Raw genomic sequence first — 15542 nt, forward strand, 5'->3', positions numbered from 1 at the left:
GCCTCGAAAGAGCACTGGCAAGGTGCCAGATTTGAGAAGTGTCGCACCCGATTTGTACGGGCGCGATCAGGTATGCCGATCAGTACTGGTAACGCAGTACTGCGTGCGAGAGGGCGCGCACCGCAAAAATGCCGAGCAGCGCGGTCATTGCCGGGACGATGAGCCACCATACCCGGACCGACATGGCGGGCAAGGGGGCGTTGCGCTGAATGAACGCCAGGCTGGCGGCGCAGACACAGAACGCCAGGAGCATTCCAGCGAGGATGTCGGTTGGCCAGTGAACGCCGAGGTAAACCCTGGAAAGCGCGATGGCCAGTGCCGGAATGCCACCGACCAGCATCCAGCTCAGGAGCAGGCGCACGGGCTGGCCGCGTCCGGCCAGCACCGCCAGCGTCATGAACAGCGCAAAGGCCGCAGAACTATGGCCACTGGGCATGCTGTAAGTGGTCAGCGGCTCTACCAGAACGTCCGGGCGAGCGCGGGCGAAGAACGTTTTCAGGGTGCCATTGGCAATCGCGGTACCCAGTGTTGCGGTCAGGGCAAAAGCTGCGTGACGCCATTGTCTGGCAACGGCCAGCACGATGATCAGCAGGGAGGCCGCCAGCAACTGGGCCTTGAAGTCGCCGATGCTGGTGACGAAGATCACGATGTTCTGTGCGGCCTCGCTGCGATGCTCCTGAATGAGCGTCATCAGGCCGTTGTCGAAGTCCGCCAGATAGGGCCAGCCGATGAACAGCGCCGCGACCAGCGTCAGGCTGAGCACGGAAATAAGTTTGGTTGCATAGCGCTTCTGGCGAATGCTGCTCTGAATACTCAGCCCGAACAGAATCGCCAGACCGGCACCGACCACTGCCGCCTCAGGCCAGAAGCCTTCCGGCAGCGGCAGGCGAATGGCCGCGCCCGCCGCCCAGCCCGGCATCAGGTAGGCAATCGACCAGCCTGCCGCGGCCAGTACACTGACGGCCGCAAAGCGCGGGAGCGGCATGTCGCACATGCCGGCAATCATTGGCAGCATCGGGCGTAGCGGTCCGATGAAGCGCCCGACCAGCAAACTGGCGATGCCGTAACGGTGGAAGTATTTTTCCGCACCTTCCATCCACTCCGGGTGCGTGCGCAAGCCGGGCAACTGACGGATATTCTGATGAAAGCGCCGGCCTATGAAGTACGACACTGCGTCCCCCAACAGCCCGCCGAGAAAACCCAGTAACAGCACTTCGCTCAACGGCAGTATGCCGCTGCCCGCCAAGGCGGCGATGGCAAACATGATGACCGTGCCCGGCACGACGATCCCGACGATCGCGACGCATTCAGTGAAGGCCACCAAAAAAATCGCGACAGCCACCCAGGAAGGATTCGCTGTCAGCCAGCCGGTCATGCCATTGAGCAGATCGCCCATCGGTCAGTTTCCTTGATCGAGAAATAAGTAGTCGCGGCCTTCGACCTGACCGCGTCTGAGAGGGTTCCGTGTGCAGAAACGGGCGTAACCGGCATCCACGAAGCGATACATCAAGTGCTCATCGCGCCCGGCAGGAATGCCCAGACGGGTGGTCTGGATAATGCGCTCGGGTGCCTGGCCGATGTCTTCGACCAGCAACCTCTGTGGGTCGAAGCGTCTGGCGTCCCACTCCGGTACTTTCAGGCCAAGTGCCTTGCACAGTAGCGTCTGGCCAGCGCAGAGCCGTTGCGGCGGGCGGATTGCCCCGCTGGCGTCGGGGTTGTTCAACTGCATCTGCGCCAGGGCGTTTTCGTCGCTGGTTGCGTCGGTCCAGGGAAATGCCGATTTGATCAGCACTGCATTGCCCGGCCCCTCGGCGCTGAAATTCAGCGAGTCACCGCCGCGCGCGTAGTACATATAGATGTGCCCGCCGTCGAGGAACAGCGCTTTGCGCTTTTCGGTATAGCCCAGCGAAGCATGGCTGCCTTTTTCAGCGCAGTAGTACGCTTCTGTTTCGATGATGCGGGCGGCCAGCCACAGCTCGCCCACTTTATGCCGAATGATCTTGCCCAGCAGATCGCGGGCCAGCAACTGGGCATCGCGATGGAAGAAATGATCCGGAAGAGCAGCAGGCATAGTCAGGCAGGTACGTTGAGAAGGTGCCCGATAATAACAAGCGCAACTTTAATTGCAGCTGAATGTGTCTGGATTAGCGGCTTTGTTGTTTCTGAAAGTGACTGAGGCATGACAAACCGGTTAACCCATAAGAGCGTTTTGTGCGTGCGTCTCATTGCGACGCTGGTCGAGAGGGCGCGCAGGCTGAGCGCTCATCGTTATGCACGAGTCCTGACGAGCCCGGAAAATGGGGGTGTTCAGGCTTCTGCCCACAGGGCGTGGGAGCGAACTTGTTCGCGAAAGCTTTATTTCGGGCGATACATCTCTTGCGGATGTCACGGCCCTTTCGCGGACAAGTCCGCTCCTACGGCTTTCGGCCAGAATCAAAAGCGGACTTTGTATGTAACGATGAGGGCTGAGGGGGATAGGCATCGGTCTGCGCAATAAATCTGCGCACTGATATCGACCATCCGCCTGTCTGCGCTGTCGTTCGTGCGGCACGACAGCTATAATCAGCCGCTTTCCTCTTTGCCAAGACCTCTGAGACCATGACTGAGTCCGTTCTTGACTACATGACCCGCCTGGGTCGCGCCGCCCGCGAAGCCTCGCGAGTGATCGGTCGTGCCAGCACTGCGCAGAAGAACCGCGCCCTGCAAGCCACTGCCGCTGCTCTGGATGAAGCGCGCGCCGAGCTGTCTGCCGCCAATGCGCTGGACCTGGCCAATGGTCAGGCCAATGGCCTTGAGCCGGCAATGCTGGAACGACTGGCCCTGACCCCCGCGCGTATCGACAGCATGATCGTCGGGTTGCGTCAGGTAGCAGGTCTGGCAGACCCGGTCGGTGCGATCCGCGACATGAGCTATCGGCCTTCGGGTATTCAGGTCGGCAAGATGCGTGTGCCGCTGGGTGTTGTGGGAATCATCTACGAGTCGCGTCCGAATGTGACCATCGATGCGGCCAGTCTGTGCCTGAAGTCCGGTAACGCGACTATCCTGCGCGGCGGTTCCGAAGCCATTCATTCCAATCGTGCCATTGCCGCCTGCATCGAGCGTGGTCTGGCCGAGGCCGGGCTGCCTGCTGCTGTGGTGCAGGTGGTTGAAACCACCGACCGTGCAGCGGTTGGCGCATTGATCACCATGCCCGAGTACGTTGACGTCATCGTTCCGCGTGGCGGCAAGGGCCTGATCGAGCGGGTCAGCCGCGATGCGCGCGTGCCGGTCATCAAGCATCTGGACGGCATCTGCCATGTGTATGTCAGTGCCCACGCCGATCTGGCCAAGGCGCAGAAGATTGCCTTCAATGCCAAGACGTACCGCTACGGTATCTGCGGCGCGATGGAAACCCTGCTGGTCGATCAAACCATCGCCGCCGATTTCCTGCCTGCCATGGCCGCGCAGTTTCGCGAGAAGGGCGTCGAGTTGCGCGGTTGCGAGCGCACCCGTGACCTGATCGACGTAATTCCGGCCACCGAAGACGACTGGCACACCGAATACCTGGCTACAATCCTGTCGATTCGCGTCGTTTCAGGGCTGGACGAAGCCATCGAGCACATCAACCATTATGGTTCGCATCACAGCGATGCCATCGTTTCCGACCATCAAAGTCAGATTCGCCGGTTCATGGCCGAGGTCGATTCCAGTTCGGTCATGGTCAATGCACCGACCAGCTTTGCGGACGGGTTCGAATACGGATTGGGTGCCGAGATCGGCATTTCTACTGATAAGCTGCACGCCCGCGGTCCAGTCGGGCTTGAAGGGTTGACCTGCGAGAAGTACATCGTGATCGGTGATGGTCAATTGCGCGGACAAGCCTGACTTGAACAACCCCACGACAGCGCTGCCCAGACGTATCGGTATGCTTGGGGGTACGTTTGACCCGGTTCATATCGGTCACTTGCGCGGTGCGCTCGAAGTGGCCGAACTGCTGGAACTCGATGAGTTGCGCCTGACGCCCAGCGCCAGGCCTCCGCATCGTGACATGCCAAGTGTCACCGCCGAGGACCGTCTGGCGATGGTTCAGAGCGCGGTTGCGGGTGTGTCGCCCTTGACGGTGGATGACCGTGAACTGAAGCGGGACAAACCGTCGTATACCCTCGACACACTGGAATCGATGCGCGCCGAACTGGCGCCTCAGGACCAGCTGTTCCTGTTGCTGGGTTGGGATGCCTTTTGTGGGCTGCCGACCTGGCACAGGTGGGAAGAACTGCTGGAGCACTGCCATATCGTGGTGCTGCAACGCCCGGACGCGGACAGCGAGTCGCCGGATGCCATGCGCAATCTGCTGGCGGCACGCGCGGTCAGCGACCCCAAGGCCCTGAAAGGGCCGGGTGGACACATTACATTCGTCTGGCAGACGCCTTTATCGGTGTCTGCCACCCAGATCCGTCAACTGCTGGCCAGCGGTAAGTCGGTACGTTTTCTGGTGCCAGACGCGGTACTGGCCTATATCGACGCACGCGGACTTTACCGCGCGCCGAACACTGATGGGTCGTCCTGAAACTGCTTTGATCGATAAGCGTTTGAACGGTCCCACACATACGAGCTGAATGAGTTTTATATGACAAAGCAAAAAATGAGCAGTGAAGAAGTCATCAATGTTGCGATTGCAGCCCTTGAAGAAGTCAAGGGTGCAGACATCCTGACCATCGATGTGCGTGACAAGACCAGCATCGCTGACTACATGCTGATCTGCACCGGTACGTCCAACCGTCAGTTGAATGCACTGGTCGATAACGTCCGTGACAAGGTCAAGGCAGCCGGCCTGAAGTCCCTGAGCGAAGAAGGCAAGGGCGACAGCGACTGGGTTCTGTTGGACCTGGGCGATGTGATCGTTCACGTAATGACCGCTGCGGCACGCCAGTTCTACGACCTGGAACGCTTGTGGCAGGGCGCTGAACAAAGCCGTGCCGCCAGCGCTGCGCACCACACTCCAGGCAACGAATAAGGCCTTGATGTGCGTTTGCGTCTGATTGCTGTGGGGTCGCGCATGCCCAAGTGGGTGGAAGAAGGTTGGCACGAGTACGCCAAGCGGATGCCCTCCGAGCTTGCGCTTGAACTGGTGGAAATCCCGCTCAATACCCGGGGCAAGAACGCTGATGTTGCGCGCTTTATCCGTCAGGAAGGCGAGGCGATGCTGGCGAAAGTGCAGCCGGGCGAGCGGATTGTCACGCTTGAAGTGCATGGCAAACCGTGGAGCACCGAACAGCTGGCGGTCGAACTCGATCGCTGGCGTCTCGATGCACGCACGGTCAACCTGATGGTCGGCGGCCCCGAGGGGCTGGCACCTGAAGTCTGTGCCCGCAGTGAACAACGCTGGTCCCTGTCGCCGCTGACCCTGCCGCATCCACTGGTGCGCATTCTGATCGGCGAACAGATGTATCGCGCCTGGACAGTCCTGTCCGGGCACCCTTATCACAAGTAGCATCGTCTTTACTGTGAATACGGCCTAAATGTCTCAACCGATCCGCCTCAAAGACCACGAAAAGGACGCACGCCTGGTGCGCGGCAGGGTCGTGTTCGGTGCCGTGGCGGTGGTGTTGCTGGTGTGCGTGCTGATTGCCCGGTTGTATTACCTGCAGGTCATCCAGTACGAGTATCACTCCACACTTTCCGAAAACAACCGCGTTCACGTTCAGCCGATTCCGCCCAGCCGTGGGCTGATATACGACCGTAATGGCGTGGTGGTTGCGGACAACCGGCCCAGTTTCAGTCTCAGCATGACCCGTGAGCGTGCCGGCGAGTGGTCCAGTGTGCTCGACACCATTGTCGAGATCCTCCAGCTCACCCCGGATGATCGCATCATCTTCGAAAAGCGTATGAAGCAGGGGCGTCGGCCGTTCGAGCCGGTGCCTATCCTGTTCGAGCTGAGCGAAGAGCAGATCGCCCTGATTGCGGTCAACCAGTTCCGCCTGCCGGGTGTCGAAGTGGTTGCGCAACTGGTCAGGCACTACCCGCAAGGGCCGCATTTTGCTCACTCGGTCGGTTACATGGGGCGGATCAACGAAAAAGAGCTCAAGAGCCTCGATCCGATCAATTACAGCGGCACGCACCATATCGGCAAGACCGGTATCGAGCGATTTTACGAACCCGATCTGCATGGTCAGGTCGGCTACGAAGAGGTCGAGACCAACGCCCGTGGCCGCGTGCTGCGCGTGCTCAAACGCACCGACCCGATCCCTGGAAAGGACATCGTTCTTAGTCTGGACATCAACCTTCAGGAAGCTGCCGAGGCCGCACTGGGTGGGCGTCGTGGCGCGGTAGTCGCGCTGGACCCGGCCACCGGAGAAGTGCTGGCGATGGTCAGCGCGCCGAGTTTCGATCCGAACCTGTTTGTCACCGGTATCAGCTTCAAGGCCTACGCCGAGCTGCGCGATTCCATCGACCGGCCGCTGTTCAACCGCATTCTGCGCGGCCTTTACCCGCCCGGTTCGACCATCAAGCCTGCCGTGGCGATTGCCGGGCTGGACGCCGGTGCGGTAACGCCCGGCTCAAGAGTGTTCGACCCAGGGTATTACCAGCTGCCCAATTACGATCACAAGTACCGTAACTGGAACCGCACCGGCGATGGCTGGGTGGATCTGGACACCGCGATCATGCGTTCCAATGACACGTACTTCTACGATCTGGCGCACAAATTGGGCATTGATCGGCTTTCCACCTACATGAACAAGTTCGGCATCGGGCAGAAAGTGTCGCTGGATATGTTCGAGGAATCCCCCGGTCTGATGCCGTCCCGTGAATGGAAGCGTGCGACCCGTCGCCAGGCCTGGTTCCCTGGCGAAACCCTGATTCTCGGCATTGGGCAGGGCTACATGCAGGCAACGCCGTTGCAACTGGCCCAGGCGACCGCACTGGTGGCCAACAAAGGTGTGTGGAACCGTCCGCATCTGGCAAGAACCATCGAAGGCAAGGCACCTGTGGATGAAAACCCGATGCCGAACATCGTACTGCGTGATCCGGCCAACTGGGGGCGAGTCAACCACGGTATGCAGGAAGTGATGCATGGCGCGCGTGGTACGGCGCGCAAGGCTGCCATCGGTGCGCAATACCGGATCGCGGGCAAGAGCGGTACGGCTCAGGTTGTCGCCATCAAGCAGGGCGAGAAATACGACCGCACCAAGGTTCAGGAGCGTCACCGTGACCACGCTCTGTTTGTCGGCTTTGCACCGGCCGACAATCCAAAAATCGTTGTTGCAGTGATGGTCGAGAACGGCGAGTCCGGTTCCGGCGTTGCTGCACCCGTTGTGCGTCAGGTGATGGACGCCTGGCTGCTCGACGAAAACGGCCATCTCAAGCCTGAGTATGCCGGTTCCCTGAATCTGGAGGCTGCGGCCCGTGAAGAGTAATTTCGACCGCATCCTGTCCAGCGAAGACGTGATGCGCCGCCGTGCCACGTTTCTGCAGCGCATTCATATCGATGGCCCGTTGTTGATCCTGTTGCTGACCCTGGCGGCTGGCAGCCTGTTTGTCCTGTACTCGGCCAGCGGCAAGAACTGGGACCTGCTCATCAAGCAGGCCAGCTCGTTTGGTATCGGTCTGGTGGCGATGGTGGTGATCGCCCAGTTGGAGCCGCGCTTCATGGCGCGCTGGGTGCCGGTACTGTATGTCATCGGCGTCCTGCTGCTGGTAGTGGTGGATGTCATGGGTCACAACGCCATGGGGGCGACGCGCTGGATTAACATTCCCGGGGTGATCCGCTTCCAGCCTTCGGAGTTTCTCAAGATCATCATGCCGGCGACCATCGCCTGGTATCTGTCCAAGCGCACGCTGCCCCCGCATTTGAAGCATGTAGCGGTCAGTCTCGCCCTGGTCGGTGTGCCGTTCATTCTGATCGTTCGCCAGCCTGACCTGGGGACGTCACTGCTGATTCTGGCCTCAGGTGCCTTTGTGCTGTTCATGGCCGGCCTGCGCTGGCGCTGGATTATCAGTGTGCTGGCGGCCGCTGTGCCTGCGGCGGTGGCCATGTGGTTCTTCTTTATGCACGACTACCAGAAACAGCGCGTGCTGACCTTCCTTGACCCGGAAAGCGATCCGCTGGGCACCGGCTGGAACATCATTCAGTCAAAGGCAGCCATCGGTTCGGGCGGCGTTTTCGGCAAAGGCTGGCTGCTGGGCACTCAGTCTCACCTGGACTTTCTGCCGGAAAGCCACACCGACTTCATCATCGCGGTGCTGGGTGAAGAGTTCGGTCTGGTAGGCATCTGCGCGCTGCTGATCATCTATATGCTGCTGATCGGCCGCGGGCTTGTGATCACTGCACAGGCGCAGACATTATTCGGCAAACTGCTGGCCGGAGCGTTGACCATGACGTTTTTTGTTTACGTTTTCGTCAACATCGGTATGGTCAGTGGCCTGCTGCCAGTGGTGGGGGTGCCATTGCCCTTCATTAGCTACGGCGGAACTTCGCTGGTGACCCTACTGTCAGCGTTTGGGGTTTTGATGTCGATCCATACACACCGTAAATGGATTGCTCAAGTTTGATTAAGGTGAACTATTCAATGCAAGCAATGCGTAACTGGGCTCGATATGCTCCGGTGGTCGGTCTGGTAGGCATCCTTGGATCGGTGCAAGAGGCGCTGGCCGGCGACTATGAGGGTTCGCCCCAGGTAGCGGAATTCGTCGGTGAGCTGACCCGCGATCACGGTTTTGCCGGTGAGCAGTTGATGAGCCTGTTTCGTGAGGTGGAGCGCAAGCAGGCCATTCTCGATGCCATTTCCCGCCCGGCCGAACGGGTCAAGCAGTGGAAAGAGTATCGGCCGATGTTCATCACCGATACGCGCATCGCCCGCGGTGTCGATTTCTGGCGTCAGCACGAGGCCGCATTGGCCCGCGCCGAGCAGGAATATGGTGTACCGGCGCAGATCATCGTTTCGATCATTGGCGTGGAAACCTTTTTCGGCCGCAACACCGGCAATTACCGGGTGATCGATGCATTGTCGACGCTCGGTTTCGATTACCCGCCACGCGCACAGTTCTTCCGCAAGGAATTGCGTGAGTTTCTGCTGCTGGCTCGCGAACAACAGGTTGACCCCTTGACTCTCAAAGGCTCGTACGCCGGAGCAATGGGCCTGCCGCAGTTCATGCCGAGCAGTTTCCGCGCATATGCAGTGGATTTCGACGGCGACGGCCATATCAACATCTGGACCGACCCGGACGATGCCATCGGCAGCGTTGCCAGTTATTTCAAGCGTCATGGCTGGGTAGCCGGTCAGCCGGTAGTCAGCCGCGCGACCGCACGTGGCGACCGGGTTGACGAAGGGTTGAGCCCTGCGCTTGATCCGGTAATGTCGGTCGGGGAGTTGCGACAGCTGGGCTGGGCGAGTCATGATGCGCTGCGCGACGATATGCCGGTAACGGCGTTCCGTCTTGAAGGCGACAATGGTCCTGAATACTGGCTGGGTTTGAACAATTTTTATGCTATCACCCGTTATAACCGCAGTGTGATGTACGCCATGGCCGTGTATCAGCTGTCTGAATCGTTGGTTCAAGCTCGAGGCGTCAAGTAATGCGGGCATTGCCGATTCTGCAAACATTCAAGCTTCTGGCGCTGACCGGCCTGGCAGTGCTGGTTGCCAGTTGCTCGTCGCCGTCACGCACAACCTCGTCGCAGTCGCCAAAAGGCGGTGCCGCTGTGCGCTCGATGCCGGGGCTGGACATTAACCGTGCCCACAAGGACGGCGCGCCGTGGTGGGACGTGGATGTCTCGCGCATCCCCGATGCAACGCCGACCCTGCATACCGGTGCCTACAAGGCGAACCCGTATACGGTGCTGGGCAAGACCTATTTCCCGATGAGCGATTCAAAGCGTTACGTCGCTTCGGGCACCGCTTCCTGGTATGGCACCAAGTTTCATGGCCAGAACACCGCCAACGGCGAGGTGTATGACCTGTATGGCATGAGCGCCGCGCACAAGACCCTGCCGCTGCCCAGCTATGTCAAAGTGACCAACCTGGACAACAACCGCACGGTGATTCTGCGCGTCAACGACCGCGGGCCGTTCTATTCGGACCGCATTATCGACTTGTCCTACGCCGCCGCCAAAAAGCTGGGCTATGCCGAAACCGGCACCGCCCGGGTGAAGGTCGAAGGTATCGACCCGCAGGAATGGTGGGCGCAACGTGGCCGTCCGGCACCGCTGATGCTCAATCAGCCGCAAGTGATGGCTCAGGCCACGCCGCCCGCGCTGTCGACATCGACCGGAACCGTCGAGCAATACACGCCGCCACCGCAGCAACATGCCGCACCTGTCGTGCCGTTGCAGGTTGACGCAAAAAAAAACGCTTCAGGACAAGCCGCTGGGCTGTTTCTCCAGGTGGGAGCCTTCGCCAACCCGGACGCTGCGGAGCTCCTGAGGTCGAAACTGAGCGGGATGGTTCGAGCGCCGGTGTTCGTCAGCTCGATAGCTCGCAATCAGCAAACGCTCTATCGGGTCCGGATGGGACCGATCGACACGCCGGGTGAAGCCCAGCAACTGCAAAACAGCGTCAGGTCGGCCAATCTGGGTCAGCCAAGCGTAGTGACATCGGATCAATAAGTTTTTCGACAATCGTTTTCCAGCAACAACGGAGGACGATATGCAGTCGCAGGCAGCGCAGCTTTGCCATCAGGGCCAGCGTTGCAGGTAACTGCCCACAAGGTCGTGTGTCGAACAGGCGACTTTGTCAGCCAGGGTTACAGCCTGGCGCCACGAGCCGTACCGAGGCGTTTTCGCCTCGCCGGTCTGTTCAGTTTTGCCCGCAAGGGCATGTTTGCCCATTAGGATTCTCGAGAGACGGATGAACATCACCACCTTTGCAAAACGTTTGTGCCTGCTTGTTCCACTGATTATCACCCCGACCGTCTGGGCGGCAGAGCAGATGACGCCTGCTGCGCCGCAACTGGCAGCCAAGTCCTACGTACTGATGGATGCCACCAGCGGCAACGTTCTGGTCGAGAACAACGGTGACCAGCGTCTGGCACCTGCCAGTCTGACCAAGCTGATGACTGCCTACATCGCGACCCTGGAAATTCGTCGCGGCCAGATCGGCGAGAACGATCCGGTGACCATCAGTGAAAATGCCTGGCGCACAGGCGGTTCGCGGATGTTCATCAAGGTGGGCAGCCAGGTGACGGTCAGCGACCTGCTGCACGGCATCATTATTCAATCGGGTAACGACGCCAGCGTCGCGATCTCCGAGCACATTGCCGGCAGCGAAGATGCATTTGCCGACATGATGAACAAGACCGCCGGCGATCTGGGCATGACCAACAGCCACTTCATGAACCCGACCGGTCTGCCGAACCCCGAGCACTACTCGTCGGCTCACGACATGGCGATCCTGGCGCGTGCAATCATTCACGAAGACCCGGCTCACTATGCGATCTACTCGCAGAAAGAGTTCTTCTGGAACGGCATCAAGCAGCCTAACCGCAACCTGCTGCTGTGGCGCGACAAGACCGTTGACGGTCTGAAGACCGGCCACACCGACGAGGCCGGCTACTGCATGGTGTCTTCGGCTGTACGTGACGGCATGCGTCTGATCGCAGTAGTGTTCGGCACCAACAGCGAGCAGGCCCGTGCGGCTGAAACCCAGAAGCTGCTGACCTATGGCTTCCGTTTCTTCGAAACCCAGAACTTCTATCAGAAGGGCACCGAGCTGGCTCAGGCAACCGTCTGGAAAGGCACTGAGCGTCAGGTCAAGGCCGGTCTGGCTGAAGATCTGAGCATGACCATGCCAAAAGGCGACATGAAGAAGCTGTCCGCCAGCATGACCATGAACCCGCAACTGGTTGCGCCAATCGCCAAGGGCGACGTGATCGGTAAGGTCGAGGTCAAGAAAGACGATCAGGTGGTTCATACCGCTAACCTGATTGCGCTTGATGCAGTTGAGGAAGGTGGCATTTTCCGCCGCGTGTGGGATAGCATCCGCCTGTTCTTCTACGGCTTGTTCAACTGACCCTCCAGTAACTACTGCCGACCTTCTTGCGGCCTGCTCATGATCTGAGCGGGCCGCGTGTCCGTCGTCACGGCTTGTGAGACCTTTACTGCCATGACTGATACCGACATCAAGTCGCACAAAATCGAATTCCCCTGCGATGACTATCCGATCAAGGTGATCGGTGACACCAGCGTGGGCTTTACTGCTGCTGTTATGGAAGTCCTGCACAAGTACGCTCAGGTCGACCTCAAGACACTCGCCGAGCGTCAGAGCAGCAACGGCAAATACACCACCGTCCAGTTGCACATCGTCGCTACAGGCGAAGATCAATTGCGCGATATCAATAGTGCCCTTCGCGCTACGGGTTTCGTGCACATGGTGCTCTGATGACGGTTGCGCTGGGTTTTCGTGATCTGGGCCTGATCGATTACGAAACCGCCTGGCACGCCATGCAGCGCTTTACCGATGGGCGTGGCCGCGAGGCTGCCGATGAGGTCTGGCTGGTCCAGCACCCCCCGGTTTTCACCCAGGGACAGTCCGGCAAGGCCGAACATTTGCTGCTGCCGGGCAATATTCCTGTCGTACAGGTCGATCGTGGCGGCCAAGTGACTTATCATGGCCCGGGCCAACTGGTGGCTTACCTGATGCTGGACGTCAGGCGCCTTGGTTTCGGTGTTCGCGATCTGGTAACACGGATCGAGAATACCCTTATCGCCTTGCTCGCCGACTACGGCGTCAAGGCAGCCGCCAAGGCCGATGCACCGGGTGTATACGTCGACGGCGCGAAAATCGCGTCGCTCGGTCTGCGCATTCGCAACGGCTGCTCGTTTCATGGTCTGGCGTTGAACGTCGACATGGACCTGGAGCCGTTCCGCCGCATCAACCCTTGCGGATACGCCGGGTTGGCCATGACCCAACTGAGCGATCAGGCAGGGCAGATAGAATTTTCCGAGGTAAGTGCCCGACTGCGTGCGCAGCTCGTCAAACACCTCGACTACGCTGAGCAGGCGACCCTTACGGGCGGAATAAACCATTATGACTGACACCGTGCAAACCCTGATCCCGACGCTGGATGTTTCCGAGCGAGTGGCCCGTCCGAAAGTCGAAGCGGGCGTTAAGCTTCGCGGAGCGGAAAAGGTTGCGCGCATCCCGGTCAAGATCATTCCAACGGTAGATCTGCCGAAGAAACCCGACTGGATTCGTGTGCGCATCCCGGTTTCTCCGGAAGTCGACCGTATCAAGCAATTGCTGCGCAAGCACAAGCTGCACAGTGTCTGTGAAGAGGCGTCCTGCCCGAACCTGGGCGAATGCTTCTCCGGTGGCACCGCAACGTTCATGATCATGGGCGACATCTGCACCCGTCGCTGCCCATTCTGCGACGTGGGCCATGGTCGTCCGAAGCCGCTCGACGTCAACGAACCGAAGAGCCTCGCCATCGCAATTGCCGACCTGCGTCTGAAGTACGTAGTGATCACCTCGGTGGACCGTGACGACTTGCGTGACGGCGGTGCTCAGCACTTTGCCGACTGCATCCGCGAAATCCGCCTGCTGTCGCCGGGCGTACAGCTTGAAACACTGGTGCCCGACTACCGTGGCCGCATGGACGTAGCGCTGGAAATCACCGCTGCCGAGCCACCGGATGTGTTCAACCACAATCTGGAAACCGTTCCGCGTCTGTACAAGGCTGCGCGTCCGGGTTCGGACTACCAGTGGTCGTTGACCCTGCTGCAGCGCTTCAAACAGATGGTCCCGCATGTACCGACCAAATCAGGGCTGATGCTGGGCCTGGGCGAGACCGACGAAGAGGTTATCGAAGTCATGCAGCGCATGCGCGAGCACGACATCGACATGCTGACGCTGGGTCAGTACCTGCAGCCATCGCGCAACCACCTTCCGGTGCAGCGCTTTGTCCACCCTGACACCTTTGCCTGGTTTGCCGAGGAAGGTTACAAGATGGGCTTCAAGAACGTCGCATCCGGGCCGCTGGTACGCTCTTCGTATCATGCCGACGAGCAAGCCAAGATCGCCAAGGCAATGCTCTGACAGCACGCCGCAAAAACAAGAAGGGCCAGGTAGCGATACCTGGCCCTTTTTGTTTGCGGTTGATTATCGTGCCAACGCTCCGCGTGGGCATGCTGTTCTGGACGCTCTGCGTCCTCCCGATTATTGCCCTACAGGCTTGCGCAGGGCCTCCAGCAATTCATGCGTCGGGTAACCATCTGCCGGCCAGCCGAATGACTGCTGCGCGCTACGAATGGCCTTGCGCGTATTTGCACCGATAATGCCGTCTGGTGCGCCTGCGTCATATTGACGTGCCGAGAGCAGGGTTTGCAGTTCAATGCGTTCAGAGCGGCTCAGCGGAGTGTCCCCGCGTGGCCATGCACCTACTACGTACCCGGCCCCTTTGAACCGGTCAGAAAGCAGGCTGATCGCCAGTGCGTACGAGGTGGAGTTGTTGTACTTGAGAATGGCTCGGAAGTTATCCAGCACCAGAAAGGCTGGCCCGCGATAACCGGCTGGCAACAACAAGGCGGCTTGCTGCTGGCTGGCTGCGACTGGAATCGCCGAGCCGTCCGGCTGTTTCAGGCCCAGTTGTTGCCATTCAGCGAGGCTCTTGCGAGTGGTCGAATCTGCCAGCGAGTAATCAAACCCGGAGCCGAGTACCACTTCAAAGCCCCAGGGCTGACCGCGTTGCCAGCCAGAGCTTTGCAGGTAATGCGCAGTGGAGGCCAGGGCATCGGCGGGAGTGTTCCAGATGTCACGGCGGCCATCGCCGTCAAAGTCGACGGCATGAGTGTTATAGGTGGTCGGAATGAACTGGGTCTGGCCCATCGCACCGGCCCACGAACCCAGCATCTTGTCCGGTGTGATGTCGCCATGCTGGATGATTTCCAGCGCGGCCAGCAACTGGCTCTGTGCAAAACCGGGACGGCGACCTTCATAGGCCAGCGTAGCCAGCGAGCGAATGACGGATTGCGTGCCCTGGAACGACCCGAAATTACTTTCCATGCCCCATACCGCGACCAGCGCCTGACGATCCACACCATACTGCTGCTCGATCTTCTGCAGGTCGTCAGCGTACTGCGAAAGCAGCGCCTGCCCCTTGCGCACGCGTGCGGCGGAGATGGCACCGTCCAGATATTCCCAGATCGGACGGGTGAACTCAGGCTGGCTGCGGTCGGCCTTGACCACGCTCATGTCGGGAGTGACACCGGCGAATGCCTGATCGAATACATCCGCCCGGATACCTGCCTTTAACGCCTGAACACGAAAACCGGCCTGCCATTCGCTGAAGCTGACGGCGGGTTGAATCGTGAGGCTGTCATCAACGACCAGCGCAGGCGTAGGGGCTACGGCAGGAGCGTTTGTCTGTGCTTTGCTGGATTGAAGAGGCGTGGCATCGGCTGCAGTGGGTTTTTCTGCGCAGGCTACCAAGGCAACAAGGCTGGAGGCAGCGATGAGTTGGCGCAGCTGCGGGCGATGGGTAAAACGAGAAGGCATGCTTGAGTCCAAGGGTATTACCGTTAGGTGCAGACCATAACACGGCTAAGCGGTTGAAAGCGCCCCGGAGATGTT

At 59.7% G+C, this 15542-nt stretch carries 15 protein-coding genes; 12 read left to right on the forward strand and 3 right to left on the reverse strand.

Annotation, left to right across the window (positions count from 1 at the left end):
- Positions 1 to 79: 79 nt before the first annotated feature.
- Both AC4ANE_RS04830 and AC4ANE_RS04835 read right to left on the reverse strand, forming a co-directional pair.
- Positions 80 to 1396, reverse strand: coding sequence for a bifunctional DedA family/phosphatase PAP2 family protein (locus AC4ANE_RS04830; protein ID WP_002555341.1), 1317 nt, complete (start codon positions 1394 to 1396; stop codon positions 80 to 82).
- Positions 1397 to 1399: 3 nt separating this feature from the next.
- Positions 1400 to 2071, reverse strand: a complete 672-nt coding sequence (locus AC4ANE_RS04835; protein WP_002555340.1) for a DNA-3-methyladenine glycosylase — start codon at positions 2069 to 2071, stop codon at positions 1400 to 1402.
- Between the two features lie 527 nt (positions 2072 to 2598).
- On the opposite strand from AC4ANE_RS04835, the gene AC4ANE_RS04840 reads away from it, so the two are divergent.
- The 12 genes from AC4ANE_RS04840 to lipA all read left to right on the forward strand — a co-directional run bounded on the left by AC4ANE_RS04840 (position 2599) and on the right by lipA (position 14009).
- Positions 2599 to 3864, forward strand: a complete 1266-nt coding sequence (locus AC4ANE_RS04840; RefSeq protein WP_460408732.1) for a glutamate-5-semialdehyde dehydrogenase — start codon at positions 2599 to 2601, stop codon at positions 3862 to 3864.
- Between the two features lie 22 nt (positions 3865 to 3886).
- A complete protein-coding gene (nadD, locus tag AC4ANE_RS04845) occupies positions 3887 to 4546 on the forward strand; it encodes a nicotinate-nucleotide adenylyltransferase (protein ID WP_161794688.1) in 660 nt (219 codons plus the stop codon).
- A gap of 60 nt (positions 4547 to 4606) precedes the next feature.
- Positions 4607 to 4993 (forward strand): ribosome silencing factor, encoded by a 387-nt coding sequence (rsfS, locus tag AC4ANE_RS04850; protein WP_002555337.1) that lies wholly within the window; start codon positions 4607 to 4609, stop codon positions 4991 to 4993.
- Between the two features lie 9 nt (positions 4994 to 5002).
- Entirely contained in the window at positions 5003 to 5470 is a 468-nt protein-coding gene (rlmH, locus tag AC4ANE_RS04855; RefSeq protein ID WP_002555336.1) for a 23S rRNA (pseudouridine(1915)-N(3))-methyltransferase RlmH, read from the forward strand.
- Between the two features lie 28 nt (positions 5471 to 5498).
- Positions 5499 to 7394, forward strand: coding sequence for a penicillin-binding protein 2 (gene mrdA, locus AC4ANE_RS04860; protein ID WP_005745383.1), 1896 nt, complete (start codon positions 5499 to 5501; stop codon positions 7392 to 7394).
- Positions 7395 to 7425: 31 nt separating this feature from the next.
- Positions 7426 to 8529 carry a rod shape-determining protein RodA gene (gene rodA, locus AC4ANE_RS04865; protein WP_003368803.1) on the forward strand — a complete coding sequence of 368 codons (1104 nt, stop codon included), beginning with the start codon at positions 7426 to 7428 and terminating at the stop codon, positions 8527 to 8529.
- Between the two features lie 17 nt (positions 8530 to 8546).
- Entirely contained in the window at positions 8547 to 9554 is a 1008-nt protein-coding gene (gene mltB, locus AC4ANE_RS04870; protein ID WP_002555333.1) for a lytic murein transglycosylase B, read from the forward strand.
- Positions 9554 to 10582 (forward strand): septal ring lytic transglycosylase RlpA family protein, encoded by a 1029-nt coding sequence (locus AC4ANE_RS04875; protein WP_002555332.1) that lies wholly within the window; start codon positions 9554 to 9556, stop codon positions 10580 to 10582. The genes mltB and AC4ANE_RS04875 overlap by 1 nt, the downstream gene beginning before the upstream one ends.
- 241 nt (positions 10583 to 10823) lie before the next feature.
- Positions 10824 to 11984: a D-alanyl-D-alanine carboxypeptidase family protein gene (locus AC4ANE_RS04880; protein WP_002555330.1), complete on the forward strand. Its 1161-nt coding sequence runs from the start codon at positions 10824 to 10826 to the stop codon at positions 11982 to 11984.
- Positions 11985 to 12077: 93 nt separating this feature from the next.
- Positions 12078 to 12353: a DUF493 domain-containing protein gene (locus AC4ANE_RS04885; RefSeq protein ID WP_002555329.1), complete on the forward strand. Its 276-nt coding sequence runs from the start codon at positions 12078 to 12080 to the stop codon at positions 12351 to 12353.
- Positions 12353 to 13009, forward strand: a complete 657-nt coding sequence (gene lipB / locus AC4ANE_RS04890) for a lipoyl(octanoyl) transferase LipB (RefSeq protein WP_002555328.1) — start codon at positions 12353 to 12355, stop codon at positions 13007 to 13009. Before AC4ANE_RS04885 ends, lipB begins: the two co-directional genes overlap by 1 nt.
- A complete protein-coding gene (lipA, locus tag AC4ANE_RS04895; protein WP_002555327.1) occupies positions 13002 to 14009 on the forward strand; it encodes a lipoyl synthase in 1008 nt (335 codons plus the stop codon). Before lipB ends, lipA begins: the two co-directional genes overlap by 8 nt.
- A 120-nt stretch (positions 14010 to 14129) precedes the next feature.
- Here the strand turns inward: lipA and AC4ANE_RS04900 are convergent, their stop codons facing one another.
- On the reverse strand, positions 14130 to 15467 hold the full coding sequence (locus AC4ANE_RS04900; RefSeq protein ID WP_002555326.1) for a lytic murein transglycosylase: 1338 nt from the start codon (positions 15465 to 15467) through the stop codon (positions 14130 to 14132).
- Between the last annotated feature and the right edge of the window lie 75 nt (positions 15468 to 15542).

The sequence above is a fragment of the Pseudomonas sp. Pme6b genome (assembly GCF_058129925.1).

Bases quoted from the DNA above. Each gene is read 5' to 3' on its own strand.
- AC4ANE_RS04875 (WP_002555332.1), top strand. From the start codon at position 9,554: ATGCGGGCATTGCCGATTCTGCAAACATTCAAGCTTCTGGCGCTGACC.
- rodA (WP_003368803.1), top strand. From the start codon at position 7,426: ATGCGCCGCCGTGCCACGTTTCTGCAGCGCATTCATATCGATGGCCCG.
- AC4ANE_RS04840 (WP_460408732.1), top strand. From the start codon at position 2,599: ATGACTGAGTCCGTTCTTGACTACATGACCCGCCTGGGTCGCGCCGCC.
- mrdA (WP_005745383.1), top strand. From the start codon at position 5,499: ATGTCTCAACCGATCCGCCTCAAAGACCACGAAAAGGACGCACGCCTG.
- AC4ANE_RS04885 (WP_002555329.1), top strand. From the start codon at position 12,078: ATGACTGATACCGACATCAAGTCGCACAAAATCGAATTCCCCTGCGAT.
- AC4ANE_RS04900 (WP_002555326.1), bottom strand. From the start codon at position 15,467: ATGCCTTCTCGTTTTACCCATCGCCCGCAGCTGCGCCAACTCATCGCT.
- AC4ANE_RS04880 (WP_002555330.1), top strand. From the start codon at position 10,824: ATGAACATCACCACCTTTGCAAAACGTTTGTGCCTGCTTGTTCCACTG.
- AC4ANE_RS04835 (WP_002555340.1), bottom strand. From the start codon at position 2,071: ATGCCTGCTGCTCTTCCGGATCATTTCTTCCATCGCGATGCCCAGTTG.
- rsfS (WP_002555337.1), top strand. From the start codon at position 4,607: ATGACAAAGCAAAAAATGAGCAGTGAAGAAGTCATCAATGTTGCGATT.
- mltB (WP_002555333.1), top strand. From the start codon at position 8,547: ATGCAAGCAATGCGTAACTGGGCTCGATATGCTCCGGTGGTCGGTCTG.
- lipB (WP_002555328.1), top strand. From the start codon at position 12,353: ATGACGGTTGCGCTGGGTTTTCGTGATCTGGGCCTGATCGATTACGAA.
- lipA (WP_002555327.1), top strand. From the start codon at position 13,002: ATGACTGACACCGTGCAAACCCTGATCCCGACGCTGGATGTTTCCGAG.
- AC4ANE_RS04830 (WP_002555341.1), bottom strand. From the start codon at position 1,396: ATGGGCGATCTGCTCAATGGCATGACCGGCTGGCTGACAGCGAATCCT.